Source organism: Ruegeria sp. YTSA144 (assembly GCF_059610125.1).
Genome location: NZ_JBXWNA010000001.1, coordinates 36,371 through 62,200 on the forward strand (window position 1 = coordinate 36,371; position 25,830 = coordinate 62,200).

The following is a 25,830-nucleotide window of genomic DNA, read 5'->3' on the forward strand; positions in this document are numbered from 1 at the left end:
CGACACTATGTGCCCCCGGATCATGCGAAAGTTAATGGCCCCCGGTTCGGCCTCGGAGTATATTCCGGGGCATGATTACAGAGCTTGGCCACTTCGCCCTTATCCTCGCCTTTTTCGTCGCCATCGTGCAAAGCGTGGTGCCTCTGATCGGTGCGTCAAAAAACTGGACCGGCTGGATGGCTTTTGCCGAGCCTGCTGCCATCGTCCAGTTCCTGCTGACTGCATTTTCCTTCGGTGCGCTGATCTGGGCTTTCATCGTGTCGGACTTTTCGCTGCGGATCGTGGTCGAAAACAGTCATTCGGCCAAGCCGATGATCTACAAGATCAGCGGGACGTGGGGGAACCACGAGGGGTCGATGCTGCTGTGGGTGCTGATTGTCACTCTGTTCGGAGCGATGGCAGCTTTCTTCGGGGGCGGGTTGCCCCCAAGCCTGAAGGCGCGTGTGCTGGCGGTACAATCATCCATCGCGGTCGCGTTTTTCGCATTCATTCTGCTGACTTCGAACCCGTTTGACCGGCTGGCAATTGCGCCGTTTGACGGGCGGGATCTGAACCCGCTGTTGCAGGATCCCGGTTTGGCCTTCCACCCGCCATTTCTGTATCTCGGCTATGTGGGGCTGAGCATGGCGTTCAGTTTTGCCATCGCCGCGCTGATCGAAGGGCGTATCGATGCGGCATGGGGCCGCTGGGTTCGCCCATGGACACTTGCTGCCTGGGTGTTTTTGACCATCGGTATCGCGCTGGGGTCCTGGTGGGCCTATTATGAGCTGGGCTGGGGCGGTTTCTGGTTCTGGGACCCGGTTGAGAACGCTTCGTTCATGCCGTGGCTTCTGGCGGCAGCACTGCTGCATTCGGCAATCGTTGTCGAGAAGCGCGAGGCGCTGAAAAGCTGGACCATCCTGCTGGCAATCATTGCCTTCGGGTTTTCGCTGATCGGGACATTCATCGTTCGTTCGGGGTTGCTGACCTCGGTTCACGCCTTTGCCAATGACCCGGAACGCGGGGTGTTCATCCTGTTCATTCTGGTGGTTTTCATCGGTGGGGCGCTGACTTTGTTTGCCGCGCGGGCGCAGGCGATGGAGGCCAAGGGTGTCTTCGGCATGGTCAGCCGCGAAAGCGCGCTGATCGTAAACAATGTCCTGCTGGCGGTCAGCTGTTTCGTGGTCTTTGTCGGCACCATGTGGCCGATGGTGGCCGAGATGATGTTTGATCGCAAACTCTCGGTCGGGGCGCCGTTTTTCAACGCAGCATTCTCTCCTTTCATGGTTTTGTTGGGATTGATCCTTCCCATTGGGGCCATGTTGCCGTGGAAACGGGGACGGATTGGAAAAACGGCCTGGTCGCTGCGCTATGCCTTTGGTCTGGCCTTGGCGATTGCTTTGCTGGTTTGGGCGATGCAGACCGGCCGCAGCGCTTTGGGGCCGGTGGGTCTGTTCCTTGGGGCGTGGATTACGTTTGGCGCCATCGTTGATCTGTGGAGCCGTACGGGGCGCAACGGCAGCCTGAAACGCTTGCTCCGTCTGCCGGGGGCGGATTGGGGTAAAGCCGTCGCTCATACCGGGCTGGGAGTTACCATCTTTGCCATCGCAGGTCTGACTGCGTGGGAGGACGAGGATATTCGCGTCGCCCAACTCAACCAACCTTTCGAAGTCGGACAGTTCACGCTGACATTGCAAGACGTCCGTCAGGTTGAAGGGCCGAACTATTTCTCGACCACGGCGGATGTTCTGATTGAAAAGAATGGCCGCCCGATCGGGACATTGCATCCCGAAAAGCGGGATTACCCCGTTGCGCGGATGCCCACGACCGAAGCGGCGATCGATTATCGTTTCCTCGGGGACCTTTACGTCGTGATCGGCGATCGACAGGCAGATGGTGGCTGGGTGATGCGAACCTATATCAAGCCGCTGGCAAACTGGATCTGGGGCGGCTGTATCCTGATGGCGCTTGGCGGTGTCCTGAGCCTGTGTGACAGGCGCTTCCGTGTGGCCGCAGGCGCAAGAAAAACCCCGGTCGGCGGAGTACCTGCGGAATGAAACGGTTTGTTCTGATTGTGATGATGCTCGCAACCCCTGTCTTTGCGGTGCAGCCTGACGAGGTTCTGGATGATCCGGTTCTGGAACAGCGGGCGCGGGATCTCAGCGCCGGGCTGCGCTGCCTTGTGTGCCGCAATGAGAGCATCGACGAAAGCAACGCGGATCTGGCGCGTGATCTGCGCGTGTTGTTGCGGGAACGGTTGGTGGCTGGGGATACGGATGAACAGGCGATCGCATTTATCGTTGACCGGTATGGCGAATACGTGCTCCTGAAACCGACTGCCAGCGGCTCGAACCTGTTTTTGTGGCTGGCCGGGCCAATCATGCTGTTGATCGCTGCCGCGGTTGGGCTGAACTTTCTCCGCACCCGGGCCAAGGCCCGTGCTTCGGTGGACTCTGTCGCGTTGAGTGAGGACGAAAAAGAACGTCTGCGTCAAATTCTTGAAGACTGACGCGTGGTTCTGCTTTTCCCGTCCCGTCCGGGCCAGTAAGTGTGCAAAAACACATGGCGCGACGGGAGGGTTTTCATGAATTACGAAACGGTTGCTCTGGAGATTGCAGACGGTCTGGCGGTTCTGACGCTGAACAGGCCGGACAAGATGAACGCCCTGACCACTCAGATGCGGGCAGAGATTACGCACGCCATGAAAGATGCAGCGGTCAAGGCGCGCTGTGTCGTCATCACCGGTGCTGGTCCCGCGTTTTGTTCGGGGCAGGATCTGGGTGATGCGTCTTCAACCGGCAAGATCGATCTGGAACGGTCGCTGCGCGATGAATACGAACCGATGTTGGAAGCGATCCACAATTGCCCGGTACCCACGATTGCCGCGGTGAACGGACCGGCGGCCGGGGCAGGCGCGAACCTTGCCCTTTGTGCCGATGTGGTGATTGCCACGGAAAGCGCCTATTTTCTTCAGGCATTTGCCCGTATCGGTCTGCTTCCCGATGCCGGGGGAACATGGTTCATGCCCCGTCAGATGGGGTTGGCCAAAGCGATGGGCGCGGCCTTGTTTGCCGACAAGATCACTGCAAAGCAGGCGGATGAATGGGGCATGATCTGGGAAGCCGTGCCGGATGACGCTTTCGCCGATCATTGGCGCAAAAGGGCGGGGTATCTGGCAAAAGGACCCACGGCCGCCTATGGCGCGATCAAGCGGGCCATTCGCGGAACGTATGAAAACACCCTGCAACAGCAGCTTGCGACCGAGGCGCACCTGCAAGGCGAATGTGGCCGCTCCAGGGATTTTGCCGAAGGTGTCGTGGCCTTCATGGAAAAACGCCCTCCGAAATTCGAAGGGCGCTGATCAGGTTGGCATCATGCGCGGCGGCGGCGGCGTGTGCGGCGTTCCGGCGCCGCATCGTCATCCGTCCCGTCCGAGGCGGATGTGAACGGACCCAGCGCATCAGTGATCTGATCGAGCGTCGGGCGTTCACCACGCGGCGTGCTGTCCAGCGCCTCACGCATCTTGCGCAGGTGGTCGGGCATGGTTCCGCAGCACCCGCCAATAATCGTCGCGCCGGCATCCCGCGCCATGGCGGCATACTGCCCCATCAGTTCGGGTGTTCCGTCATAATGGATGTGACCATCCACGTATTTCGGAATGCCTGCGTTGCCCTTCGAGATCAGCGGGCGTTCAGTGCCTTGCGCGGCAAAACCCAGCACGGTGCGCAGAATGTCGGACGCGCCGGTGCCGCAATTTGCACCAAAGGCGATGGGAGGATTCGGCAGAGTTTCGACCAGCTGGGCCAGATCGGCCGAGGTGACACCCATCATCGTGCGTCCGGCCGTGTCAAAGCTCATTGTGCCGCACCAGGGCATGTCGGTCAGGGCAAAGGCTTCGGCGGCGGCGCGAAACTCTTCGGGGGCGCTGATGGTTTCCACCCACAGAACATCCACGCCACCTTCTTTCAGCGCTTCCGCCTGTTCGTGGAACATTTCCACGGCTTCCGCGTGCGACAGGCTGCCGACCGGTTCCATGATTTCCCCGGTTGGGCCGACCGATCCTGCAACGACGACTGGTCGTCCGGCCTTGTCGGCGATTTCGCGTCCCAGCTCTGCGCCGATGCGGTTCAGTTCGCCCACGCGGTTGTGGGCGTCATGCAATTTCAACCGTGCCGCCGTGCCGCCGAATGTGTTGGTCAGGAACAGGTCGCTGCCTGCATCAACCGACCCCTGATACAGAGCCCGGATCTTGTCCGGGGCATCCACGTTCCAGAGTTCGGGAGCGTCACCAGATTGCAGGCCCATGTTGAACAGATTCGTCCCCGTGGCACCATCGGCCAGAATGGCGTCATTGGATTCCAGAAGCTTGCTCAGCGCGTTTGTCATAGGGTTGTTCCAGGAAAAGGCGCAAAACGCCGTTAAAAAAAGAGACGCCCCGTGTCTCATGACCAAGGCGTCAAATCAAATTCATAAAACTCATGAAGATCATGAGTCAGACGCCGAAGGCTCAGTTGGTCTCGCTCAGGACCTGTGCCTTGGCCTCCGGCAGTAGCTCGGCCATTTTTGCGCGGATTTCCTCGTCCGAGGACAGGTTGCCCAGATCGCCCGAAACCTTGCGAACGACATCTTCGTGCCCGGCTTCCTCGAAGTCGGAAATCACGACCGTCTTTGCATATTCCTCGGCGTCGGCACCGGATTTACCCAGTTTTTCAGCAGCCCACAGACCCAAAAGCTTGTTGCAGCGGGCTTGTGCCTTGAACTGCATCTCTTCATCATGGGCAAATTTGGCTTCAAAGGCGTTTTCGCGTTCGTCGAACGTGGTCATAGGGTAAGGACCTCTTGGGTTACATCTTCTTTCCTGATGATATGACTATACGACGTCTCTTGCGCAAGGGATTTGCGCTGCGTCAAAGCCTCTCGGGTACATGAACTTGCGGGAAATGGGTGCTTGGACTATGAGGACGCCAACGTGAGGGGACTCATTCCCTCTGTGCAGAGTGGAAAGGTCGCTTATGGCGCGTCGCAAGAAAATCTATGAAGGCAAGGCCAAGATTCTGTACGAAGGCCCCGAACCGGGCACGATCGTCCAGTATTTCAAGGATGACGCCACCGCCTTCAACGCGGAAAAGAAGGACGTGATCGACGGCAAGGGTGTGCTCAACAATCGCCTGTCCGAATTCTTCATGACCGGCCTGACCCAGATCGGCATTCCGAACCACTTCATTCGCCGCCTGAACATGCGTGAACAGCTGGTTCGCAACTGCGAAATCGTTCCGCTGGAAGTGATCGTGCGCAACTATGCCGCCGGATCGATGTCCAAGCGCCTGGGCATTGCAGAAGGCACGCAACTGCCGCGTCCGATCGTCGAGTACTGCTACAAGGACGATTCGCTGGGTGATCCGCTTGTCACCGAAGAACACATCGCCGCCTTTGGCTGGGCCAGCCAGCAGGACATGGACGATATCCTCAGCCTCGCCCTGCGGGTGAACGATTTCATGAGCGGTGTGATGCTGGCGGTGGGCATTCGTCTGGTCGACTTCAAGATCGAGATCGGCCGCGTGTTTGAAGGCGACTATCAGCGACTGATCGTTGCTGACGAAATCAGCCCTGACAGCTGCCGCCTGTGGGATATCGAAACCGGCCAGAAACTGGACAAGGACGTCTTCCGCCGCGATTTGGGCAGTTTGACCGACGCCTATTCCGAAGTTGCACGCCGACTGGGTGTCCTGCCCAGCAACAATGTCACCAAACCGACATTGATCAACTGAGCAGGGTTGGGTCGGAACCTCGCCAAAGCGCCGCAACCGTGTTTGCGGCGCCTTTTCGTTCGCGGTTGAATTTGACAGCTTCCCGTTTCCCAAGCATGTTTGCCACGGGCAGGCGCAAAAGGTTCAGGATGGGTGTCAAATGGCGGAACTGTTTGATCAGACAGTATTTCTGAAGTTTCTGGCCGCCGTGCTTGCAATCTTCAATCCGCTTTACAACATCCCGATTTTTCTGAGCATGACGAAGAACTGCTCGGCGGCTGAACGCCGCCACGTTGCGGTTGTTGTCATGATCTCGGTTACCGTCATTGCTCTGACCGCTGTCGTGATCGGGGAAGAAGTGCTTGGGGTGTTCGGCATTGATGTGCCGGCTTTCCGGATTGCCGGGGGGATCATCATTTTCGGTATCGGGATGTCGATGTTGAAGGCCGAAGACCGGCCACCGGGCGATCAGGCCGCGATGGAAGACGGGCACGAGCGGAAACTGAATTTCGCCGTCGTACCGCTGGCGATACCTTTGACCATCGGGCCGGGCACGATTGCCATCACGATCGTTTTTTCGCACCAACTGTCGAACGGCGCCGAAATCGTGACGCTGGGTTCGGCGATCCTGATTGCCTGCGCGATCGTGGGGCTGGGATTGTTGTTCGCAGATCAGATCTCGCGCCTGTTGGGTGAGACATTGATCAATGTCCTGACCCGGATCATGGCAATCCTTCTGGTCGCCGTCGCGGTCGAGATGGTTCTGACCGGCACGTTCCATGCGATTGACGCGCATTATCCGGGATTGGCCAAAGAAGGCGGATAGTTGGATTGCTGCGGCAAACTGCTTTGCAAACAGGGTTGTCGAAAGCCATTTGGCGCGCTATCCCCCGCGCAACGAAATGGGCCTCGGATTGCGGGCCGCAGGTGGAGTTGCCAAAATGAAAGCACGGGTTCATGTGATGCTCAAGAACGGGGTGCTGGACCCGCAGGGCGAAGCAGTTCGGCACGCATTGGGTGCAATGGGCTTTGATCAGGTCGAAGGTGTCCGCCAGGGCAAGGTGATCGACCTTGAACTGGCCGACGGCGCGACCGAAGCAGATGTGACCGAGATGTGCGAAAAGCTGTTGGCCAACACGGTTATCGAACGCTACGAGATCGAACTGGTCTGATGGAATGCGGGCCGCGCGTCTGATCACCTCCCGACAGCCGCTCGAGGTAACGACGATCCCGGACCCCGCACCCGCGGAGGACGGCGTGGTCGTGCGGGTGCTGGCCTGCGGCGTGTGCCGGTCAGACTGGCACGCGTGGTCTGGTTCGGATCCGGACGTCGTCTTGCCCATCACCCCCGGGCATGAGTATTGCGGAGAGGTGGTTTCCGTCGGCGCGCGCGTCACCCGGTGGCGTGTCGGGGATCGGGTGATCGCACCTTTCATTCTGGCTTGCGGCCGGTGTCCGGATTGTGCGCAGGGTCATCAGACGATCTGCCCCGATCAGGTTGTACCGGGGTTCACCTGTGACGGCGCTTTTGCGGAATATGTCGCGGTGGCCCATGCCGATGCGAACCTGACGCCCTTGCCGGACAGCATAGCGCCGGACATTGCGGCCGCGTTGGGATGCCGCGTGACGACAGCCTGGCAGGCATTGGTCGGACGGGCACAGGTGCAGGGCGGTGAATGGATTGCCGTCTTCGGCGGCGGTGGTGTCGGGATTTCCACTTTGCTGCTGGGCAAGGCGCTTGGCGCACGTGTCGTGGTTGTCGACATCACGGATGATAAACTGAATTATGCCAAGGCTCTGGGCGCTGACGCGGTGGTCAATGCGGCAACCTGCGATGCGCCGCAGGCGGTGAAGGATCTCACCGGTGGCGGTGCCCATGTCGCGATCGAGGCGCTTGGCGTTGAAGTGACGACCGTTTCCGCAATGCGTTCCCTGCGTAAAATGGGGCGCATGGTGCAGATCGGGATGCCAGCCGGGGATCACACGCAGATGGCGTTACCGATGGATGTTCTTTATTCCGGTCAGCTTTCCGTCTTCGGAACGCGCGGCATGCCAAGTTGGCGCTATCCGTCTTTGTTGTCGCTGATCGCGGGCGGCGGAATTGACCTGAGCCCGTTGGTCACGCGAAAAATATCTCTCAACCAGGTGAGCGCCGAGCTTGCCGCCTTTGACCATCCAACCCCTCCGGGCGTTGCGGTCGTCACCGATTTTGTCTCGTAGGAGGGCCCGCCATGCGCGCAGCCGTAATCGTATTCCCCGGATCAAACTGTGACCGAGACCTTGCGGTCGCCTTTGAGCAGGCCGGTTTTCAGGTCGACATGGTCTGGCACAAGGATGCCGCGCTGCCGGAAGGCATTGATATCGTGGGCGTCCCAGGTGGTTTTTCCTATGGCGACTATTTGCGCTGTGGTGCAATTGCCGCGAAATCTCCGATCTGCAAGGCCGTGATCAATCACACCGAACGCGGCGGTTACGCCTTGGGGATTTGCAACGGATTTCAGGTTCTGACGGAAACGGGGATCCTGCCGGGGGCGCTGTTGCGCAATGCCGGGTTGAAATACATCTGCAAGACTGTGGGCCTGAAAGTTGAAACCAGCGACAGCGTCTTTACCGGCGGCTACAATGCGGGCGACGTGATCGGTATTCCGATCGCGCATCACGACGGCAACTATTTCGCGGATGACGCAACGCTGGCGGTATTGAAAGATCAGGACAGGATCGCATTCACCTATACCGAGAACCCCAATGGCTCGGTCGGTGATATCGCGGGGATCCTTTCCGAAAACCGTCGTGTTCTTGGTATGATGCCGCACCCCGAACGCGCGGCCGATCAAGGGCATGGCGGCACCGACGGGGCGGCGCTGTTCCGCGCATTGTCAGGTGTGTTTGAAGCGGCGTGACTTGAGGTCACGCGCGCCCGCGCGTAACGTCTGATCATGAACTCGGACGTGCGATCAGGCTGGTCAAAGCTGCTGAAACCGTTTCGCGGCGCCCCGTTGGGGTGGCGGCTGCGGCTGGCTGTTCTTGTTTTGATGGTGGCAACAATCGCAACGGTTTGGACCACCAACCGCTTGTTGACTGACAGGTTCACCGAATCCACCCGCAACCGGGCCGAGCTGCGCCTTGCGCTGTATTCCGGCAATTTGCTGAGCGAACTGCGCCGCAACTCGATCGTGCCCCAGTTGCTGGCGCGGGACCCGACCCTGATTTCGGCACTGCAATCCAGGGACTATTCGCTGTCGACGCAGCGTTTGATTTCGTTCGTAGAGGAAATCGGTGCGGCGTCGTTGATGCTGTTGGATGGAGACGGGCGAACGGTTGCGGCGACGGACCGGAACAGGCTGGGTGAGGCGCACCGGAATATTCCTTATTTTGTGGACGCGATCCGGTCAAATGCGACGATCTTTTCCGTTATTCCCAAGGAATCCGGCGGATACAGCTTTGTCTATTCCCGACGGCTTGAAAACAGCGCGGAAATACTTGGCGTGATCGTTGTCGAAGTTGATCTGCAAAAGTTTGAACAGGCATGGGCCGGTATTTCGGATGCGGTGATGGTCACTGACAGCACCGGAACCATCATTCTGTCCACCGAACCGCGCTGGCGGGGTCTGGATGAGGGGGCGGCCCTGCTGCGTCAACCGCCGCAAGGGGCGATCCAGCGGGCCATTCGCGCAACGACCGACTGGACCGCTTTGCCGCCTGACGCCTACCTTCAAGGCGAGGCGGTAATGCGTCTGGAAACGCGCATCCCGTTCCGCGGCTGGCAAATGACATCATTCACGACCTATGCCTCGATCCGCGAGAAAGTGAACAGCGTTCTGGCGCTCGAGATCATGGGCTTTGCGATTCTTCTGGCACTGGCGTTCTACGCGCTGAGCCGACGCGCGACGTTGCGCATGACCTTGTTTCAGCGCGAGTCGGCAGAGCTTCGCGCATTGAACGCCAGGCTACAGCGGGAAATCGCTGAGCGCGAACGGGTTGAAAAGACGTTGGATTTGGCCGAACAGACCCTTGCCCAAAGCTCGAAACTTGCTGCTCTGGGTGAGATGTCAGCGGCCGTCAGTCACGAGCTGAATCAACCGCTGGCTGCAATGAAAACCTATCTGGCCGGTGCCCGTCTGCTGTTGCGTCGAAACCGGCCGGAAGAAGCGTTGGCAAGTTTCGGGCGCATCGATGGTCTGATTGAACGGATGGGGGCGATTACGCGGCAGCTCAAATCTTACGCCCGCAAGGGGGCAGATGCGTTTTCACCTGTAAATCTTGGCGAAGCGCTGGCCTCGGCCTTGTCGATGATGGAACCGCAGTTGCGCCAGCGCCATGTGAAGATCACCCAGATCCTGCCGGAAGAACCGGTGGTGGTGATGGGGGACCGGATGCGGATCGAGCAGGTGATGGTCAACCTCTTGCGCAATGCGCTGGACGCCACCAAATCAGTGGCAGAGCCGGATGTGGAAATCATCCTGGCGGCGGGTGACACGGCTGTGCTGACCGTGCGCGACAACGGGCATGGGATCGAAGATATCGAGAACCTGTTCGAACCGTTCTATACCACCAAACAACCCGGAGATGGAGTTGGGCTGGGGCTTGCCATCTCGTCGGGGATCGTGAACGACCATGGGGGACGGCTGACTGCGCGCAACGGCCAATACGGCGGTGCGGTGTTTGAAATGCAGTTGCCAGCACTGGGAAGCGACGGCCTCGAGGCCGCGGAATAACGAGGAATGACTATGGCACAGGCCATGAAAATTGCCATTGTGGATGACGAACAGGACATGCGCCAATCGATCAGCCAATGGCTTGCTTTGTCCGGATATGACACGGAAACCTTTGCCAGCGCGGAAGATGCGCTCAAGGTTCTGGGTCCGGATTATCCTGGGATTGTTATTTCGGACATCAAGATGCCCGGAATGGACGGCATTCAGCTTCTGAAAAAGCTGATGGGGGCCGACAGCACCCTGCCGGTGATCATGATCACCGGTCACGGCGATGTTCCGATGGCGGTCGAGGCGATGCGGGTTGGCGCGTTTGACTTCCTTGAAAAACCGTTCAATCCAGACCGTATGTCCGAGCTGGCCAAACGCGCCAGCAATGCGCGCCGACTGACACTGGACAACCGTGCGCTGCGGCGCGAGCTGTCCGGTGGCACGCAGATCATGAACAAGCTGATCGGTGCCAGCCCGGTCATGGAGCGGCTGCGCGAGGATATTCTGGATCTCGGCCAGGCCGACGGCCATGTGTTGATCGACGGTGAAACCGGTACCGGGAAAACGCTTGTGGCTCACGCGCTTCATGCCGTTGGCAGCCGTGCAGGCAAGAAATTTGTCCTGGTGTCCTGCGCCGCGCTTGAAGAGGATGCACTGGCTAAGCGTCTCTTTGGCCCCATGATGCCCGAGGATGCGCAACTGCCTGCCATCGAAGAGGCGCGGGGTGGAACGCTGGTTCTGGAAGATGTGGAAGCGTTGAGCGATACGTTGCAGGCCAAGCTGCTGAGCGTGATGAACGAGCAGGGCACACCTGCGGAAACCCGGATCGTAGCCATCTCGAACCTGCAGGAGGCGGGCAAGACGTCTGAAGACGTGCTGCGCCCGGACCTGTTCTATCGCCTGGCGGCGCTGCGCATCACCATGCCGCCGTTGCGGCAGAGGGGCGAAGATATCCTGACCCTGTTCACCCGCCTCAGTGAGCAGTTTGCCGAGGAATACGGTTGCGATGCACCCCAGGTGAGCGCGCAGGAGGCTGCGCAACTGTTGCAGGCCCCTTGGCCCGGCAATGTGCGTCAGTTGATCAACATTGCCGAACGGGCGGTGCTTCAGTCGCGCCGTGGCTCGGGCACCATCGCGTCTCTGTTGATGTCCGATCACGAAGAGATGCAGCCGGTGATGACGACCGAGGGCAAGCCGTTGAAGGAATATGTCGAAGCGTTCGAGCGAATGCTGATCGACAACACGATGCGCAGGCACAAAGGCTCGATTGCGTCCGTCATGGACGAGCTTTGCCTTCCTCGCCGGACGCTGAACGAGAAGATGGCCAAATACGGCCTTCAGCGTTCGGACTATCTGTAAGCGATGCGATTTGGGGGCTCTGCCCCCGTCGCCTGTGGCGCCTTCCCCGGGATATTTTTGGCCAGATGAAGGGGGCTGCACCGTTGGTTTGGGGGCGGAATGCAGTTTGCCCATTGTCTTTTCCACAGGGTTGCTTTTATTGTGGCGGAACGGGCCGGGCGAATTTGACGCCTGCAAGTCCCGAATCTTTGAGTTTCGCTGCTGATCCGTTGGTGAGGGTCAAGACCTCGCGGTTCAGCAGACCGATTATGCCCCTGAAGGGGCAGTGGAGTACCTGAGCCCGGGATCCCCGGGCGAAAGGAATAAATGGGCAGGCAGCGTTCAGACGCACCTGTCGGAGAAGAACCGCGATGACGCGCGCGCAACGATTGAGAGAACGGGCAGGGGGCCACAGCGCCAGACCCTGCCGCGCGCCGTCTGATATCGCCCTGACAAGACACCTCCCCAAAAGCGCCTGTCCGCCTGGACAGGTCAGGACAACGCGTTTGGCGCGGTGCACCAAGGACAAATGGCTAAGAAAATGCTTATCGATGCCACCCACGCGGAGGAAACCCGTGTCGTGGTGGTTGACGGAAACAAGGTCGAGGAGTTCGATTTTGAATCCGAAAACAAACGCCAGCTTGCCGGCAACATCTATCTTGCAAAAGTAACTCGGGTTGAGCCATCGCTTCAGGCGGCCTTTGTAGACTATGGCGGGAACCGGCATGGTTTCCTGGCATTCTCGGAAATCCATCCGGACTATTACCAGATCCCCGTCGCCGACCGTGAGGCGCTGATGGAGGAAGAGCGCGCCTATGCCGAGGCAATTGCCGAGGCAATGAAGGCGCGCGATGAGGCAGAAGAGGCCAAATCCAAGAAGCGGCGGTCTCGGTCTCGCTCGAAGGCTGCTGACGTGAAATCGGATGATCCGGTTGAAACGATGGAGGTTTCGACCGAACCAACCGGCATGGAAACCATCGATCTGGACGAGGGTGAAGAAGCAGGTGTTGAGGTTCCGGAAGGAACGTCGCCGATGGAAGTCGTCGCTGAAACTCCGGTAGAGGAGCCAGTTGACGATGACGCGCCGGCCACTGATGACGCAACCGAAACCGCGTCGGATGAGGCTGCGTTAGACGACGTAGCCGAGGAAGCCACTGAACAGGCTGTCGAGGCGTCGGACGACGACGCGGAGGACCAGGCCGAAGAGGCAGTGGAAACCGGTGAAGAGGTTCAATCGGAAGGGGAAGAAGCCCAATCCGAGCCCGAGCAAACAGAAGAACTTGTTGAAGCTGCGGATGATGAACTGGACGCGGATGAGGACGGTAGCGACAGCCAAAGCACGGACGCTGCATCTAAAGACGCATCGATTGAATCGGTTGCCGATGAGGATGACAGCGAAGACATTCGGCCGCCGCGCAAACCGCGTCCGCGTCGTTACAAGATACAGGAAGTCATCAAAGTACGTCAGGTTCTGCTGGTGCAGGTTGTCAAGGAAGAGCGCGGAAACAAGGGTGCTGCGCTGACGACCTATCTTTCGCTGGCAGGACGGTATTGTGTTTTGATGCCCAATACCGCACGTGGCGGTGGCATCAGCCGCAAGATTACCAATGCGGCGGACCGGAAAAAACTGAAAGAGATCGCAACGGATATCGATGTGCCGACCGGGGCGGGTTTGATCATTCGAACCGCCGGGGCCAAGCGAACCAAGTCCGAGATCAAGCGCGACTATGAATACCTTCAGCGCTTGTGGGAGCAGATCCGGGCGCTGACACTGGAATCCATCGCGCCGGCAAAGATTTATGAAGAAGGCGATCTGATCAAACGGTCGATCCGAGATCTTTACAACCGCGATATCGACGAAGTCTTGGTCGAAGGCGAGGGCGGGTACCGCATCGCCAAGGATTTCATGAAGATGATCATGCCGTCTCACGCCAAGAACGTGAAACGGTATGAAGATGCGCTGCCGCTGTTCGCGCGCTATCAGGTGGAAAGCTATCTGGCGGGGATGTTCAACCCGACCGTACAGTTGAAATCCGGTGGTTATATCGTGATCGGCGTGACGGAAGCGCTGGTGGCGATCGACGTGAACTCGGGCCGTGCCACCAAGGAAGGGTCGATCGAGGAAACCGCACTCAAGACCAACCTTGAGGCCGCTGAAGAGGTTGCACGCCAGTTGCGCCTGCGCGATCTGGCCGGTCTTATCGTGATCGATTTCATCGATATGGATGAGCGCAAGAATAATGCGGCCGTTGAAAAGCGCATGAAAGAGCGGTTGAAAACCGATCGAGCGCGCATCCAGGTGGGTCGTATTTCGGGCTTTGGCTTGATGGAAATGAGCCGTCAGCGTCTGCGCCCCGGCATGATCGAGGCAACGACACAGCCGTGTCCGGCCTGTCACGGCACCGGCCTGATCCGCTCGGACGACAACATGGCCTTGTCGATCCTGCGTCAGATCGAAGAGGAAGGTACCCGTCGCCGTTCGCGCGAAGTTTTGGTGCGCTGCCCTGTCAGCATCGCCAACTTCCTGATGAACCAGAAACGAGAACATATTGCGCAGATCGAAGCGCGGTATGGGCTTTCGGTGAGGATTGAAGGGGATATCCATTTGGTCAGCCCGGACTTCTCGATGGAGAAGTTCAAGACGGCCAGCCGGATCGTTCCCGAGGCCACGGCGCCCGTTGTTTCTGTTGATGCGTCACTGATGGATCTTGTCGATTCATCGGACGCGGAAGAGGCCGAAGAGGAAACCGTTCAGACCGAAGAAGAGGCAAAGCCCAAGCGCAAGCGCCGCCGTCGTCGCCGCAAGAAAGGCTCGGGCAATGGCGATGCGCCCGAGCAGATCGCTGAAGAGGGTGAAGCGCCCGCACAAGAAGACGCAGAGGGCGATACGCCTGTCGTTGAAAATGCTGAACCGGCTGAAGCTGAGGCTTCGGAGGAAGAAAAACCGGCCAAGCCCAAGCGCAAACGCGCCCCGCGTCGTCGCAAGAAAGACGTGGTTGCCGAAGAAGTTGCGGAACAGTCTGAAGAACCAGCCGTCATGACAGCGGAGGCCGTGACCGAAGAACCGGCAGCCGAGGAAACCGGTGAGCTCATCGAGGGCGAAAGCGCCGAGGACGTGGCGGAGCAGGTCGAGGTGGCCGCCGAACCAGCCGAAGTACAGGCTGATGCTCCGCTGCCGGCAGAGCAACCTGCAAACGGTGTGGATGCGGCACCAGCGGTTGAAGAAGCGGATGAGGCGGAAAAGCCGTCCGCGGAAGCTGTAGAAGCCTCTGAAATTACGGAAACCGACGATCCTGCCGAAGACGGGCCAGCGGAAGCAACGCCCGAGCCAGTGCTTGAAGGCGTAGCGGAAGAGCCTGAGCCTGTACCGGCCAAGCCCAAACGACGCGGTTGGTGGTCGCTGGGAAGTTAACGAAAAAGGCGGGCTGATTGGCCCGCCTTTTTTTGACCTGAAACAAAGATCAGCTGGATTTTTGGATCAGATAGATCTGATGTGCGCCGTCAGTGTCCTGCGAAAGCAGTCTATGCCCGGCCTCGGCACAAAAATGCGGAACATCCACGATGGCCGCAGGATCATCGGCCAGAACCCGCAGAACGGCGCCGTCCGGCATGGATTTCAGTCGTTTGCGGGCTTTCAGGACGGGCAAGGGGCACAACAGGCCCAAGGCGTCCAGGGTATCTGAAATTTCTGACATGATTTTCGGGATAGGGTGAAGTTGTAATATTGTCCAGATTCCGTGCACGAGGATGTGACCGTTTGGCCCCGTGACGGATCGCTCTTCATCACATATGTGCAGAAACATGTTCGGAATCGAAATCATAGACGCGGGACTTCTGCCCGCCATGTTCGTCGCGCTACTGGGTGGCTTGATCAGCTTTCTGTCGCCTTGCGTATTGCCCATCGTACCGCCTTATCTGGCGTATATGAGCGGCGTTACCATACATGAGATGCAGGACGAGGCCCGCGCGCGGCGCAAGGCGACCATGTCGGCGCTGTTCTTTGTCATGGGCCTGTCGACCGTCTTTCTGCTGCTTGGCTTTACCGCATCGGCCTTTGGTGCGTTTGTGCTGCAAAATCAGGTGCTGTTCGCCAAGCTGTCCGGTGCCGTCGTCATCGTCTTTGGCCTTCACTTTCTGAATGTCTTCCGGATTCCTTTTCTGGATCGCGAAGCACGGATTGAAACCGGCGATTCCGGTGGGTCGGTCTTTGGTGCCTATATCCTTGGCCTTGCTTTTGCATTCGGCTGGACCCCGTGCATTGGGCCACAACTGGGGGCGATCCTGTCACTGGCGGCGAACGAAGCGTCGGTCGCGCGTGGCACGTTTCTGCTGGGGGTTTACGCTGCGGGTTTGGGTATTCCGTTCTTGTTGGCAGCCATGTTCCTGAATCGCTCGATGACCGTGATGAACCGGATCAAACCGTATATGGGCACGATCGAAAAGGTCATGGGCGGGCTGTTGCTGTTTGTGGGCATCATGCTGATAACCGGGCTTTTCACCCGCTTCAGCTGGTGGTTGCTGGAGACTTTTCCGGCGTTGGCAAACTTCGGGTGATCAACTGACGCACTTACCTTGACCTCAAGCCTGCGTTAACCTGCGCATCAGAAGGTAAGGGCATGAGCAGTCACAAAAATCAGCGGCAAGTGCGCAGACGTCGGGTGTTCTATATTCCCGGCTATGATCCGATGCCGCCCCGGCGATATCGCGAGCTGTATCGCACCGAGTCTCAGAAACAGGCCCGGATCTCGGGGTACGAGATCGCAATCGCCCAAAAGACAACGGACGGACGTTTTGGCTGGCGCGTGACCTCGGAACAAGATGGCCTGACCGTTGAAACGGAATTCGAGGTTCTGGTGTGGTCCGACATCGTGCGCGACAGCATGTCGGTCTCGATCCCGGCGACCTATTGGCAATTGGCCCGCACGGCGTGGATTTACATATCAACCGGTACGTTGTGGCGTCTGATGCGATTGCGCAAGGGCCCGGTGATCGCGGCGTTGTATCCAGTGGCGATGTTGGTGTCTCAGCTGCTGATCGCGCTTGCGGTGGCATGGGCATGCATAGCCATGGCCGGTTGGTGGGGGCTGTTCCCGGGAGCGGCCGCAGCCGTTGCGCTGTTGTTATGGTTTCGCAAGGTCGACAACCGGCTGTTTGCGTATTACCTGATGCATGATTACGCCTATTCAGCGCAGTTGAACGGGCAAATGCCGGTCGAGCTAAGGGACAGGTTGGCTTCGTTCCGAGAGACGATCGAAGCTGCGCTGAAGTCCGATGTGGATGAGGTGCTGGTCGTTGGCCACAGCTCGGGCGCGCATCTTGGGGCGTCTGTTCTGGCCGGGCTGATCCGAAAAATGAACGTGCAGGAGCGGCGGGCAGCACTGTCTTTCCTCAGCTTGGGGCAGGTGGTTCCGATGGTTTCGTTTCTGCCTCGGGCATACGATTTGCGGTCCGATCTGCATTTCCTGTCCACGCGGTCCGAACTCACCTGGATCGATGTCTCGGCCCCAGGTGATGGCTGCGCCTTTGCGCTTTGCGATCCGGTTGCGGTCACGGGCGTGGCCGACGCCGACAAACGTTGGCCGCTGGTCCTGTCGGCGGCTTTCACGCAAACCTTGTCTCCGGAACGCTGGAAGGTTTTGCGATGGCGGTTTTTTCGCCTGCACTTTCAGTACCTTTGCGCGTTCGACAAGCCGGGAAGCTATGACTATTTCCGGATAACGGCTGGCCCTTTGACGCTGAAGCAAAGGTTTGCGGATCGTGAGGCTTCGCGCAGCCGCATCGAGACGCCTGTGTCCAAGTTCACCTCGGTACGCCCATGACCCCGCCCAAGCCAGACCCGCGCCCTGATAAGGTTTCTTTGCTTCGCTATGTGAAACTGTTCAGACATGACCTGCTGTCGGCGCAGCCAGCCCGGTTGTATCGCGCGTGGATGGCAGAATTCAAAACCCCGTTCTTCCGATCGTTCCTGATCAATCAACCGGACCTGATTCAAACCGTTCTCAGGAAACGGCCTGACGATTTCCCCAAATCCGGCAGGATCAGCGAAGGCCTGCGGCCGTTGCTTGGCAATTCGGTGTTTCTGACCAATGGCGAGGTCTGGAAACGACAGCGGCGGATTATCGATCCGGCGTTCGAAGGCGGGCGTCTGAAGGATACATTCCCGGCCATGCTGGCCGCTGCCGAGGCGTGTGTGGAACGGCTGCGACCTTGTGTCGGCGGGGAACTCGAATTCGAAGAACAGACAAGCCACGCCGCGGCGGACGTCATATTCCGCACCCTGTTTTCCGTTCCCATCGAAAACGCTATCGCCAGCCAGGTGTTTGAAAAGTTCCGAGCCTATCAACGCGCGCAACCTTTGCTGAATCTCGCGGCTTTTGTTCCATTGCCAAAGTGGCTGCCCCGGTTTCATTCCAGGGCGACCAAACAAAACGCGCGGGATATCAGGGCGCTGATTGCCGAACTGACCAGAACACGCGCAAAGGCCATCAAGGACGGAACGGCACCTGATGATCTTGCGACCAAGATCATGACGACGGCTGATCCCGAAACCGGACAGTTCTTCGACCCCGACGAGATGGTTGATCAGGTAGCGATCTTTTTTCTTGCCGGGCATGAAACCAGTGCGTCGGCCTTGGCCTGGACGCTGTACCTGATGGCCCTTTACCCGGAATGGCAACAGAAGGTTGCAGATGAGGCCGCCGTTCTGGATGATCCTTCATTTGGCTGTGTTTCAAAACTCCGGATCAGCCGGGATGTGTTTCGCGAAGCGCTGCGTCTTTATCCTCCGGTGCCCATGATGGTTCGCGAGGCCACGTGCCCCGAACGGTTCCGTAACCGGGATGTGCCGGTTGGCGCGCAAATCGTGATCAGCCCGTGGCATTTGCACCGTCAGGCGCGTTTGTGGGACGATCCGGATGGTTTTGATCCTATGCGTTGGGGCACGGAAAACGGCAAGCGCTGCCAGCGCGACGCTTACATCCCGTTCTCTGCGGGCCCCCGAGTGTGCACCGGGGCCGGGTTTGCAATGGTCGAAGGGCCGCTGATCCTGTCGATGCTCTTGCGCCGTTTCAGGTTCGAAACAATCCCGGGAAAAACACCTGTTCCGGTCGCGCATCTGACGGTTCGATCCAAAGATGGCATATGGTTGCGCCTGTTTGAGCGCTAACAACCTACCATCGGTTCACGCCCTGTTGTATGCGGGGAGGAACATCGGAATCATCATTGAACGGGAAAACAATATGTCCAAAGCAGAACAGCGCGCGCAGATGATCAACGGCACGGGCTTTATCGCGGCACTGGATCAAAGCGGCGGATCAACCCCGAAAGCGCTTGCGTTGTATGGTGTCGAGGCATCCGACTACAACTCAGACGAAGAGATGTTCGGTGAAATCCAGAAGATGCGTGCCCGCATCATTCTGGCCGACGATTTCACAAAGGACAAAGTGATTGGTGCAATCCTGTTCGAGCGTACCCTGGGCGAAGAGATCGAAGGCCGCAAGGTTGCCGATTACCTGTGGTCGGTCAAAGGTATCGTGCCTTTCCTGAAGATCGACAAAGGCTTGGAAGAACAGGCAAATGGCGTTCAGATGATGAAACCGATCCCCGGTCTGGCCGAGACCCTGGCCAAGGCCGATGGTGTGTTCGGCACCAAGGAACGCTCGGTCATTCACGAAGCGAATGCCGACGGCATCGCGGCGGTGGTTGCGCAACAGTTCGACGTCGCCCGCGAAGTCACCGATGCCGGTATGGTTCCGATCGTGGAACCCGAAGTGAACATCCATTCGGAAACCAAGGCCGAAGCAGAAGACATCCTGAAGGCTGAAATCCTCAAGAACCTCGATCAACTGGCCGAGGGTCAGGAAGTGATGCTGAAGCTGACGATCCCGACAAAGGCAAACCTGTATGACGCGCTGGCAGACCACCCGCGGGTATTGCGGGTTGTGGCCCTGTCGGGCGGTTATTCGACGGAAGAAGCCTGCGACCTGTTGAGCCGAAACGGCAAAATGATCGCATCCTTCTCGCGGGCTTTGACCGAAGGTCTGTCGAAGCAGCAGTCAGATGCCGAATTCAACGCGGCTCTGGGTGGCAACATCGACAAGATTTACAAAGCCTCGGTCTGATCCGTCAGGCAGGTTTGATGAAAGAGCGGCGCATCTGTGCCGCTTTTTTTCTGCCGATGCAGCCCTCGGCGTGGTCATTGACCAACCCCATGGCCTGCATGAACGCAAACACGGTTGTAGGGCCGACAAACTTCCACCCCCGTTTCTTGAGATCCTTCGACATGGCCACGGATTCGGGTGACGTGGATGCTGTTTGCGGGGGCGGAGGCGTTTCAGCCTCATAACGCCAGACATAAGCCGCCAGAGATCCTTCGGCGGCCACAAGGTCCTGCGCGCAACGCGCATTGTTGATCACCGCTTCAATCTTGCCGCGATGACGGATGATCCCGGCGTCCTGTAGCAGGCGTTCCACATCTGCATCAGAAAACGCGGCCATCTTGTTGAAATCAAATCCGCAGAAGGCTTTCCTGAAGTTTTCGCGCTTGTTCAGGATTGTCCGCCAGCTGAGGCCTGACTGAAAGCTCTCGAGGCACAGTTTTTCAAACAACCGTCGGTCATCGTCGACAGGGTAACCCCATTCATTGTCGTGATATTCAAAGAATTCAGGCGCGGCCTGACACCATGTGCATCTTTGCTGCCCATCCGGCCCGGTAATGGTGTCGCTCATGGTTGTACCCTTTTTGTTCCAGCTCACGTTACACGTCGAGGCGACGGCGTGACAAGTCTCAATCAGGGTTTCGGAACCAGTTCAGCACAAAGACGCGTATGGCCGATGCAAGACCCGTTTCCGGGTCGCGCTCCACATCAATCTCAGCCGCCAAGACATTGATTGGCTTATCTTGTTCCTGAGCGATCTCGCGAAAAGCACGCCAGAATTCATCCTCGAGTGATACCGAGGTTCGATGCCCTTTCAGGGTCAAAGAGCGTTTGACAGGGCGGCCGCTCATTCGTCCAGCTCATGATTGTCGAGGTCGCGCTTTTGTTTTTTCTGTTGAAGCTTCACGACTTCTTTTTCAGCTTTCGTTCGCCCAAACGCGACGGCGTTCCGGTCGGCGCGGGCCTTTTTCACGGCCCGCGCTTTTTCTTTTCGATACCGGTTCAGATTGACCGGCTTGCCCATCAGTCTTTCGGGCCGATCATCTGTTCGGGACGGACGACGGCATCAAAGGTCGCTTCGTCCACGAAGCCCAGTGCGATGGCTTCTTCCTTGAGGGTGGTGCCGTTCTTATGAGCGGTTTTCGCAACGGTGGTCGCATTGTCATAACCGATTGTAGGGGCAAGCGCCGTGACCAGCATCAGCGATTCCTTCATCAGTTTGTCGATGCGCGGCTCGTTCGCTTTGATGCCCAGCAGCATCCGCTCGGTAAAGCTGTCGGTGGCATCCCCTAGCAACTGGATCGATTGCAGCAGGTTGTAGGACATCATCGGATTGTAGACGTTCAATTCGAAATGACCTTGCGACCCGGCAAAATTCATCGCCGCGTTGTTGCCCATCACATGCGCGGCGACCTGCGTCAGCGCTTCGGCCTGCGTCGGGTTTACCTTGCCGGGCATGATCGACGAGCCGGGCTCATTTTCCGGCAGAATCAGCTCACCCAGGCCGGAACGAGGCCCGGAGCCCAGGAAACGAATGTCGTTTGCAATCTTGTAGCAGCTGCCGGCAATCGTCGCCAAAGCGCCCGACAGGAAGACCATGGCATCATGGGCGGCCAGCGCCTCGAACTTGTTCGGCGCCGTCACGAAGGGCAGGTCGGTGATCTGGGCCATATGGCCTGCGACGGCTTTGTCCCAGCCGTGCTGGGTGTTCAGGCCGGTGCCAACGGCCGTTCCGCCCTGGGCTAGTTCATAAATCCCCGGCATCGCCGCATGTACGCGTGCGATCCCCTGACGAATCTGGTGTGCATAGCCACTGAACTCCTGACCCAGTGTCAGCGGTGTCGCGTCCTGCGTATGGGTTCGGCCGATCTTGATGATGTCCTTGAATTCCTCGGCCTTCTGCTCGAGCCCGGACGCCAGTTTCTCAAGCCCCGGAAGCAGCACGTCACGCACGCTCATCGCCGTTGCGATATGCATGGCGGTTGGGAAGGTGTCGTTCGACGACTGTCCCATGTTGCAGTGGTCATTCGGGTGTACCGGGTCTTTGGATCCGATCTTGCCGCCCAGAATCTCGATGGCTCGGTTGGCGATGACCTCGTTCGCATTCATGTTCGACTGGGTGCCCGAACCCGTCTGCCACACGACCAACGGGAAGTTGTCGTCGAACTTGCCCTCGATCACCTCGCCTGCGGCCTGAATGATCGCATCTGCTATCTTTGCGTCCAGTTTGCCCGTTGCCTTGTTTTCCATGGCGCAGGCTTTCTTGATCACGCCCAGCGCGCGCACGATGGCGACCGGCTGCTTTTCCCAGCCGATGGGAAAATTCATGATCGAGCGCTGCGTCTGCGCGCCCCAATATTTGTCGGCAGGAACCTCGAGCGGGCCAAAGCTGTCGGATTCTGTGCGGGTTTGAGACATCGGTCACTCCGTCTGGTATGCAGTTGTATGCCGTTTAGCCGCAGCCACGCCGTGACGCAATCGGCCAGTTGCGCGCACCTTAAACTCAAGGACGTCAAAGGTATAGGCGCGGGGTGCGTCACTTTAATCGTTATTGGCGGGGAATGTGCATTGTTTGCGGACACCTCTGGGCTACAATAGAGAAATGACCGCCCAGGAGGATAAAATGCCAAATTTACATCGCCTTAAGCTTGAGAAAGCTGCCGCGATACTTGCAGTTTGCGCTTTGTGGCTGTCGATTCTGAGTTTGCAGGCCCGCGCGGCAGAGATTACACCGTTCATAGGAGATTATGTCGGTTCAGCCGAAGTAGTGGACGCGGATGGCACGACAACGCCCCGCGACATGAGCGTTTCCATTGTCGAGACCAAGAACGGCTTCAACGTCAGTTGGCGGACGACGACATACAAGCCGGACGGACGTGTTAAGGACCAGAAATTCTCGATAGATTTTGTTCCGTCAGACCGCCCTGATGTGTTTTCGGCGGCGATGAAGCGCAATGTCTTTGGTCACGAAGTGCCATTGGACCCGATGAAGGGCGAGCCGTTTGTATGGGGCCGCATTGTCGGCGACACGCTGACTGTGTTTTCGTTGTTTATAGATGAGGACGGAGGATATGAGTTGCAGCAATTCGACCGTACGCTGGCCGAGGGCGGGCTGAACCTTGCGTTTTCACGATTCATAGATGGTCAAAAATCCCGGTCGGTCGAGACTTTTCTGATGAAACGATAAACCCCGCGCCGGGCGGGGTTTGAAGGTTCATTTCCTGAAGCTGTCCAGCGACACGATATCCGCATCGTGATGAATTTCTTCTTCTTCGACTTCGATGTCGTCTTCGATGATCTGATCTTCTTCGATTTCGTCTTCCGGGCTTTCAAAGCGAAGGCCGAATTCCACGGATGGGTCCACGAAAGTCTTGATTGCGGAATAGGGGACGTACAGCGGTTCCGGGGCGTCGCCAAAGTTCAAAGTGATGGAAAAGCCGACGTCTCCGACTTCGAGGTTCTCGAACCAGTGCTGCATGACGATGGTCATTTCTTCGGGATAGCGTTCACGCAGCCAGTCGGCGATTTCTACACCATCTTCACGTGTGTCGAAGGTGATGAAAAAGTGATGCGCCCCGGGTAGGCCGGTTTCAGAAACTTCCTTCAGCACTGTTTTGATCAAGCCGCGCATGGCGGTGTGCATCAGGTTTCCATAATCGATGCCTTGCGACATGTGTGATCCTCAAAAGTGGTTATGCTCAGCATAGGGGTTTTGTTCGGAAACGAAAGGGCGGGTATGACCGGATTGATCAGATATTGTGTGCAACCAGCCCGGCCACCGACATCAGAACCAATACAGTTCCCATCCCTAATTTCAGTCGAAAAATCAAGGCCCCAGCAAGAATAGTTAGACTTACTGCGGTAATATCCAACGCGGATAACTGCGGCGTGGGGATTGCCACAGGACCCCATGATTTTTCAGTCACCGATTCGAAAAGAACATTCAGGGCGAACCACACGGAAAGGTTGAGAATCACTCCGACGACGGCCGCGGTGATTCCATGCAGGGCCGCGGACAGGCGGGGATGCGCGGCCAGACGGTCGAGATATGGGGCCGCAAGAAAAATCCAAAGAAAGCACGGAACGAACGTCGCCCACAATGCAACCGCGCCAGCGGCAAGTGCCAAGGTGAACCCGCCGGTCAGTTGCCCGGTCAGCATGGCGACAAATTGAGTGACAAGTATGAGCGGCCCCGGAGTCGTTTCCGCCAGACCCAGCCCATCAATCATCTGATCCGTGCTGATCCAGTGGTACTGGTCGACAACGGTTTGGGTCATATAGGCCAATACGGCATATGCGCCGCCAAAGGTCACAACGGCGAGTCGGGCAAAAAACCAGCCCAACTCGCTCAGCAGTTGATGGCCTGTGACGCTCAGAGCGACAAGCGGGCCCAACCAAAGGGGCAACCAGACAGCAATCGTTCGCAGAGACCGCGCCAGTTGTGGTGTTCCTTCTCGTTTCGGCGTTTCAACGGATCCTTTGAAGGTCACATAGCCCCAGAAAGCGGCAGCGAAAATGATCGCCGGAAACGGGAGGTTCAGCAGAAAAATGGACAGGAAAGACAGAATTGCGATTGTCCGATGCTCTCGATCGTTCAATGCCTTGCGCGAAAGGTTGCGAAGCGCCTGCAAAACGATCACGATGACGGTTGCCTTGATGCCCGTAAAGGCCGACTGCACCAAGGGAATATCGCCAAACGCTGAATAGAGCGCGACCAGAACCGCAATCACCACCGCGCCGGGCAACACGAACAAGCTGCCGGCAATCAGCCCGCCGGCAACACCGCGCAGACGCCACCCCGCATAGGTTGCCAGCTGCATCGCCTCGGGACCCGGTAGCAGCATGCACAAAGACAGGGCGCGCAGGTACGTCTGTTCATCCAGCCAGGGTCGACGCTCGACCAATTCCTGATGCATCAAGGAGATCTGAGCCGCAGGACCGCCGAAAGACAGCAGGCCGATCCTGCCGAAGACCTTGGTAATCTCGGCCAGTGTCGGTGTCATGACGTTCGCCCGGTGGGCCAGTCATGGCTTTCGTCAAACCCATCGCGCGCCCAGCGATACAGCGCGTCGTAAAGGGTTATCCCGGCCTCCAGGTTTTCATGGTCATCGCGATACTGCCTTGAAAGCCCGACCGAAACCGCCAACAATCCCGCCGCTTCGGGCGCAAGCATGTGCCGGTTCGTGTCCGCTGCCCGGATGACCGTCGCCAACCGGTCCAGTGCAGGAGAGTGAAGATCGAATTCATCCAACATGGTGTCAAACGTGCAATTGTCGCCCCGGTGGCTCCAGAACGTGTTCTCGATATCAAATGGTGACGCCCCGAAAGCAGTCGAAACGCTTTCGACTTCGCCGGGTGCCACAAACAGGAATTTGGCGTCGGGATCAACAAACCTGCGTATCAGCCAGGGACATGCGATTCTGTCGATCTTTGGTCGGTGGCGCGTGACCCACAGCGTATGGCCTCCAATCCGTTCAGGAATGCGGGCTGCGGGTACACGTGGCGCGTCGGTCAATTCGCGCCAAGCATACATACCACCTTCCAGATATTCGGCTTGATGCCCTTCGCTGCGCAACCAGGATACAACGCCCTGGCTCAGCTTTTTGCCCTTTTGACAGATAATCACAGCCGAGCGGCCGGAGGTCTTGCATTTCAGCCCCTGAAGATCTGTGACCGGGTGCCGGATTGACGCGGGGATCAGATAGGGATCTTCTTCAAAATCGTCATTCAGGCAGACGTCGAATAGAACGGGCGCATTCGGAGTGCCAATCAGACGCAGGAGTTGCTTGGGAGAAATAGAGCTGGGCGATGCCATGGCATGTTTCCTTGTAACCGCGGATACATGCGAAACTTGGGCTGTCGCCTCACGGGGCGTTCGCAATCTTACCCCATGGCACTTGCTACCGC

26 protein-coding genes are annotated in these 25,830 nt (G+C 58.1%); 16 read left to right on the forward strand and 10 right to left on the reverse strand.

Annotated elements, in window-relative coordinates; all coding sequences use genetic code 11:
• Nucleotides 1–71: 71 nt before the first annotated feature.
• From AC2FF8_RS00180 to AC2FF8_RS00190, 3 genes are all read left to right on the forward strand, one after another.
• Entirely contained in the window at nt 72–2,036 is a 1,965-nt protein-coding gene (locus AC2FF8_RS00180) for a heme lyase CcmF/NrfE family subunit (protein ID WP_480684390.1), read from the forward strand.
• Nucleotides 2,033–2,488, forward strand: a complete 456-nt coding sequence (locus AC2FF8_RS00185; protein ID WP_171204710.1) for a cytochrome c-type biogenesis protein — start codon at nt 2,033–2,035, stop codon at nt 2,486–2,488. Before AC2FF8_RS00180 ends, AC2FF8_RS00185 begins: the two co-directional genes overlap by 4 nt.
• Nucleotides 2,489–2,563: 75 nt before the next feature.
• On the forward strand, nt 2,564–3,340 hold the full coding sequence (locus tag AC2FF8_RS00190; protein ID WP_480684388.1) for an enoyl-CoA hydratase-related protein: 777 nt from the start codon (nt 2,564–2,566) through the stop codon (nt 3,338–3,340).
• Nucleotides 3,341–3,351: 11 nt separating this feature from the next.
• Here the strand turns inward: AC2FF8_RS00190 and bmt are convergent, their stop codons facing one another.
• Nucleotides 3,352–4,365 carry a betaine--homocysteine S-methyltransferase gene (gene bmt / locus AC2FF8_RS00195; protein WP_171204712.1) on the reverse strand — a complete coding sequence of 338 codons (1,014 nt, stop codon included), beginning with the start codon at nt 4,363–4,365 and terminating at the stop codon, nt 3,352–3,354.
• A 121-nt stretch (nt 4,366–4,486) separates the two neighbouring features.
• Entirely contained in the window at nt 4,487–4,804 is a 318-nt protein-coding gene (locus tag AC2FF8_RS00200; protein WP_152457893.1) for a DUF1476 domain-containing protein, read from the reverse strand.
• A gap of 187 nt (nt 4,805–4,991) precedes the next feature.
• Here AC2FF8_RS00200 and purC point away from each other — a divergent pair, with 187 nt between their 5' ends.
• The 8 genes from purC to AC2FF8_RS00240 all read left to right on the forward strand — a co-directional run bounded on the left by purC (nt 4,992) and on the right by AC2FF8_RS00240 (nt 15,179).
• Nucleotides 4,992–5,747, forward strand: coding sequence for a phosphoribosylaminoimidazolesuccinocarboxamide synthase (purC, locus tag AC2FF8_RS00205; protein ID WP_117869044.1), 756 nt, complete (start codon nt 4,992–4,994; stop codon nt 5,745–5,747).
• A 139-nt stretch (nt 5,748–5,886) separates the two neighbouring features.
• Nucleotides 5,887–6,552 (forward strand): MarC family protein, encoded by a 666-nt coding sequence (locus tag AC2FF8_RS00210; RefSeq protein ID WP_496873602.1) that lies wholly within the window; start codon nt 5,887–5,889, stop codon nt 6,550–6,552.
• 115 nt (nt 6,553–6,667) lie between these two features.
• Complete coding sequence (purS, locus tag AC2FF8_RS00215) at nt 6,668–6,898, forward strand: phosphoribosylformylglycinamidine synthase subunit PurS (RefSeq protein ID WP_117872765.1); 231 nt, start codon at nt 6,668–6,670, stop codon at nt 6,896–6,898.
• Between the two features lie 4 nt (nt 6,899–6,902).
• Nucleotides 6,903–7,946 carry a zinc-dependent alcohol dehydrogenase family protein gene (locus AC2FF8_RS00220; RefSeq protein WP_496873600.1) on the forward strand — a complete coding sequence of 348 codons (1,044 nt, stop codon included), beginning with the start codon at nt 6,903–6,905 and terminating at the stop codon, nt 7,944–7,946.
• Nucleotides 7,947–7,957: 11 nt separating this feature from the next.
• Entirely contained in the window at nt 7,958–8,626 is a 669-nt protein-coding gene (purQ, locus tag AC2FF8_RS00225; RefSeq protein WP_496878635.1) for a phosphoribosylformylglycinamidine synthase subunit PurQ, read from the forward strand.
• 132 nt (nt 8,627–8,758) lie between these two features.
• Entirely contained in the window at nt 8,759–10,441 is a 1,683-nt protein-coding gene (locus AC2FF8_RS00230; RefSeq protein WP_371809329.1) for a sensor histidine kinase, read from the forward strand.
• 12 nt (nt 10,442–10,453) lie between these two features.
• On the forward strand, nt 10,454–11,788 hold the full coding sequence (locus tag AC2FF8_RS00235) for a sigma-54-dependent transcriptional regulator (protein ID WP_050603452.1): 1,335 nt from the start codon (nt 10,454–10,456) through the stop codon (nt 11,786–11,788).
• Between the two features lie 508 nt (nt 11,789–12,296).
• Nucleotides 12,297–15,179 carry an Rne/Rng family ribonuclease gene (locus AC2FF8_RS00240; RefSeq protein ID WP_496878636.1) on the forward strand — a complete coding sequence of 961 codons (2,883 nt, stop codon included), beginning with the start codon at nt 12,297–12,299 and terminating at the stop codon, nt 15,177–15,179.
• 49 nt (nt 15,180–15,228) lie between these two features.
• Here AC2FF8_RS00240 and AC2FF8_RS00245 read toward each other — a convergent pair whose 3' ends face one another.
• Nucleotides 15,229–15,462 carry a sulfurtransferase TusA family protein gene (locus AC2FF8_RS00245; RefSeq protein WP_210092320.1) on the reverse strand — a complete coding sequence of 78 codons (234 nt, stop codon included), beginning with the start codon at nt 15,460–15,462 and terminating at the stop codon, nt 15,229–15,231.
• A gap of 106 nt (nt 15,463–15,568) precedes the next feature.
• Between AC2FF8_RS00245 and AC2FF8_RS00250 the strand changes: the two genes are divergently transcribed.
• The 4 genes from AC2FF8_RS00250 to AC2FF8_RS00265 all read left to right on the forward strand — a co-directional run bounded on the left by AC2FF8_RS00250 (nt 15,569) and on the right by AC2FF8_RS00265 (nt 19,887).
• Complete coding sequence (locus AC2FF8_RS00250) at nt 15,569–16,321, forward strand: cytochrome c biogenesis CcdA family protein (protein WP_210092321.1); 753 nt, start codon at nt 15,569–15,571, stop codon at nt 16,319–16,321.
• Nucleotides 16,322–16,383: 62 nt separating this feature from the next.
• Complete coding sequence (locus AC2FF8_RS00255) at nt 16,384–17,586, forward strand: hypothetical protein (protein ID WP_496878637.1); 1,203 nt, start codon at nt 16,384–16,386, stop codon at nt 17,584–17,586.
• Nucleotides 17,583–18,932: a cytochrome P450 gene (locus tag AC2FF8_RS00260; protein WP_496878638.1), complete on the forward strand. Its 1,350-nt coding sequence runs from the start codon at nt 17,583–17,585 to the stop codon at nt 18,930–18,932. Before AC2FF8_RS00255 ends, AC2FF8_RS00260 begins: the two co-directional genes overlap by 4 nt.
• 73 nt (nt 18,933–19,005) lie before the next feature.
• The gene (locus AC2FF8_RS00265; RefSeq protein WP_170344395.1) at nt 19,006–19,887 is read left to right on the forward strand and encodes a fructose bisphosphate aldolase; all 882 of its coding nucleotides are present in this window, start codon (nt 19,006–19,008) and stop codon (nt 19,885–19,887) included.
• Between the two features lie 4 nt (nt 19,888–19,891).
• Here the strand turns inward: AC2FF8_RS00265 and AC2FF8_RS00270 are convergent, their stop codons facing one another.
• The 4 genes from AC2FF8_RS00270 to fumC are packed head-to-tail and all read right to left on the reverse strand — an operon-like array spanning nt 19,892 to nt 22,341.
• Nucleotides 19,892–20,494: a DNA-3-methyladenine glycosylase I gene (locus tag AC2FF8_RS00270; protein WP_496878639.1), complete on the reverse strand. Its 603-nt coding sequence runs from the start codon at nt 20,492–20,494 to the stop codon at nt 19,892–19,894.
• 58 nt (nt 20,495–20,552) lie between these two features.
• A complete protein-coding gene (locus AC2FF8_RS00275; RefSeq protein ID WP_170344392.1) occupies nt 20,553–20,774 on the reverse strand; it encodes a ribbon-helix-helix domain-containing protein in 222 nt (73 codons plus the stop codon).
• Nucleotides 20,771–20,947 carry a DUF4169 family protein gene (locus AC2FF8_RS00280; RefSeq protein WP_170344391.1) on the reverse strand — a complete coding sequence of 59 codons (177 nt, stop codon included), beginning with the start codon at nt 20,945–20,947 and terminating at the stop codon, nt 20,771–20,773. Before AC2FF8_RS00280 ends, AC2FF8_RS00275 begins: the two co-directional genes overlap by 4 nt.
• A complete protein-coding gene (fumC, locus tag AC2FF8_RS00285) occupies nt 20,947–22,341 on the reverse strand; it encodes a class II fumarate hydratase (RefSeq protein WP_224855678.1) in 1,395 nt (464 codons plus the stop codon). Before fumC ends, AC2FF8_RS00280 begins: the two co-directional genes overlap by 1 nt.
• Before the next feature lie 205 nt (nt 22,342–22,546).
• Here fumC and AC2FF8_RS00290 point away from each other — a divergent pair, with 205 nt between their 5' ends.
• On the forward strand, nt 22,547–23,110 hold the full coding sequence (locus tag AC2FF8_RS00290) for a hypothetical protein (protein ID WP_425078221.1): 564 nt from the start codon (nt 22,547–22,549) through the stop codon (nt 23,108–23,110).
• Nucleotides 23,111–23,137: 27 nt separating this feature from the next.
• Here AC2FF8_RS00290 and AC2FF8_RS00295 read toward each other — a convergent pair whose 3' ends face one another.
• The 3 genes from AC2FF8_RS00295 to AC2FF8_RS00305 form a co-directional block, all read right to left on the reverse strand.
• Complete coding sequence (locus AC2FF8_RS00295) at nt 23,138–23,596, reverse strand: SspB family protein (protein WP_170344387.1); 459 nt, start codon at nt 23,594–23,596, stop codon at nt 23,138–23,140.
• A 76-nt stretch (nt 23,597–23,672) separates the two neighbouring features.
• Nucleotides 23,673–24,926, reverse strand: coding sequence for a chromate efflux transporter (gene chrA, locus AC2FF8_RS00300; RefSeq protein ID WP_496878640.1), 1,254 nt, complete (start codon nt 24,924–24,926; stop codon nt 23,673–23,675).
• A complete protein-coding gene (locus tag AC2FF8_RS00305; protein ID WP_496878641.1) occupies nt 24,923–25,738 on the reverse strand; it encodes a chromate resistance protein ChrB domain-containing protein in 816 nt (271 codons plus the stop codon). Before AC2FF8_RS00305 ends, chrA begins: the two co-directional genes overlap by 4 nt.
• Between the last annotated feature and the right edge of the window lie 92 nt (nt 25,739–25,830).

Bases quoted from the DNA above. Each gene is read 5' to 3' on its own strand.
- AC2FF8_RS00180 (WP_480684390.1), top strand. From the start codon at position 72: ATGATTACAGAGCTTGGCCACTTCGCCCTTATCCTCGCCTTTTTCGTC.
- AC2FF8_RS00185 (WP_171204710.1), top strand. From the start codon at position 2,033: ATGAAACGGTTTGTTCTGATTGTGATGATGCTCGCAACCCCTGTCTTT.
- AC2FF8_RS00190 (WP_480684388.1), top strand. From the start codon at position 2,564: ATGAATTACGAAACGGTTGCTCTGGAGATTGCAGACGGTCTGGCGGTT.
- bmt (WP_171204712.1), bottom strand. From the start codon at position 4,365: ATGACAAACGCGCTGAGCAAGCTTCTGGAATCCAATGACGCCATTCTG.
- AC2FF8_RS00200 (WP_152457893.1), bottom strand. From the start codon at position 4,804: ATGACCACGTTCGACGAACGCGAAAACGCCTTTGAAGCCAAATTTGCC.
- purC (WP_117869044.1), top strand. From the start codon at position 4,992: ATGGCGCGTCGCAAGAAAATCTATGAAGGCAAGGCCAAGATTCTGTAC.
- AC2FF8_RS00210 (WP_496873602.1), top strand. From the start codon at position 5,887: ATGGCGGAACTGTTTGATCAGACAGTATTTCTGAAGTTTCTGGCCGCC.
- purS (WP_117872765.1), top strand. From the start codon at position 6,668: ATGAAAGCACGGGTTCATGTGATGCTCAAGAACGGGGTGCTGGACCCG.
- AC2FF8_RS00220 (WP_496873600.1), top strand. From the start codon at position 6,903: ATGCGGGCCGCGCGTCTGATCACCTCCCGACAGCCGCTCGAGGTAACG.
- purQ (WP_496878635.1), top strand. From the start codon at position 7,958: ATGCGCGCAGCCGTAATCGTATTCCCCGGATCAAACTGTGACCGAGAC.
- AC2FF8_RS00230 (WP_371809329.1), top strand. From the start codon at position 8,759: ATGGTGGCAACAATCGCAACGGTTTGGACCACCAACCGCTTGTTGACT.
- AC2FF8_RS00235 (WP_050603452.1), top strand. From the start codon at position 10,454: ATGGCACAGGCCATGAAAATTGCCATTGTGGATGACGAACAGGACATG.
- AC2FF8_RS00240 (WP_496878636.1), top strand. From the start codon at position 12,297: ATGGCTAAGAAAATGCTTATCGATGCCACCCACGCGGAGGAAACCCGT.
- AC2FF8_RS00245 (WP_210092320.1), bottom strand. From the start codon at position 15,462: ATGTCAGAAATTTCAGATACCCTGGACGCCTTGGGCCTGTTGTGCCCC.
- AC2FF8_RS00250 (WP_210092321.1), top strand. From the start codon at position 15,569: ATGTTCGGAATCGAAATCATAGACGCGGGACTTCTGCCCGCCATGTTC.
- AC2FF8_RS00255 (WP_496878637.1), top strand. From the start codon at position 16,384: ATGAGCAGTCACAAAAATCAGCGGCAAGTGCGCAGACGTCGGGTGTTC.
- AC2FF8_RS00260 (WP_496878638.1), top strand. From the start codon at position 17,583: ATGACCCCGCCCAAGCCAGACCCGCGCCCTGATAAGGTTTCTTTGCTT.
- AC2FF8_RS00265 (WP_170344395.1), top strand. From the start codon at position 19,006: ATGTCCAAAGCAGAACAGCGCGCGCAGATGATCAACGGCACGGGCTTT.
- AC2FF8_RS00270 (WP_496878639.1), bottom strand. From the start codon at position 20,494: ATGAGCGACACCATTACCGGGCCGGATGGGCAGCAAAGATGCACATGG.
- AC2FF8_RS00275 (WP_170344392.1), bottom strand. From the start codon at position 20,774: ATGAGCGGCCGCCCTGTCAAACGCTCTTTGACCCTGAAAGGGCATCGA.
- AC2FF8_RS00280 (WP_170344391.1), bottom strand. From the start codon at position 20,947: ATGGGCAAGCCGGTCAATCTGAACCGGTATCGAAAAGAAAAAGCGCGG.
- fumC (WP_224855678.1), bottom strand. From the start codon at position 22,341: ATGTCTCAAACCCGCACAGAATCCGACAGCTTTGGCCCGCTCGAGGTT.
- AC2FF8_RS00290 (WP_425078221.1), top strand. From the start codon at position 22,547: ATGCCAAATTTACATCGCCTTAAGCTTGAGAAAGCTGCCGCGATACTT.
- AC2FF8_RS00295 (WP_170344387.1), bottom strand. From the start codon at position 23,596: ATGTCGCAAGGCATCGATTATGGAAACCTGATGCACACCGCCATGCGC.
- chrA (WP_496878640.1), bottom strand. From the start codon at position 24,926: ATGACACCGACACTGGCCGAGATTACCAAGGTCTTCGGCAGGATCGGC.
- AC2FF8_RS00305 (WP_496878641.1), bottom strand. From the start codon at position 25,738: ATGGCATCGCCCAGCTCTATTTCTCCCAAGCAACTCCTGCGTCTGATT.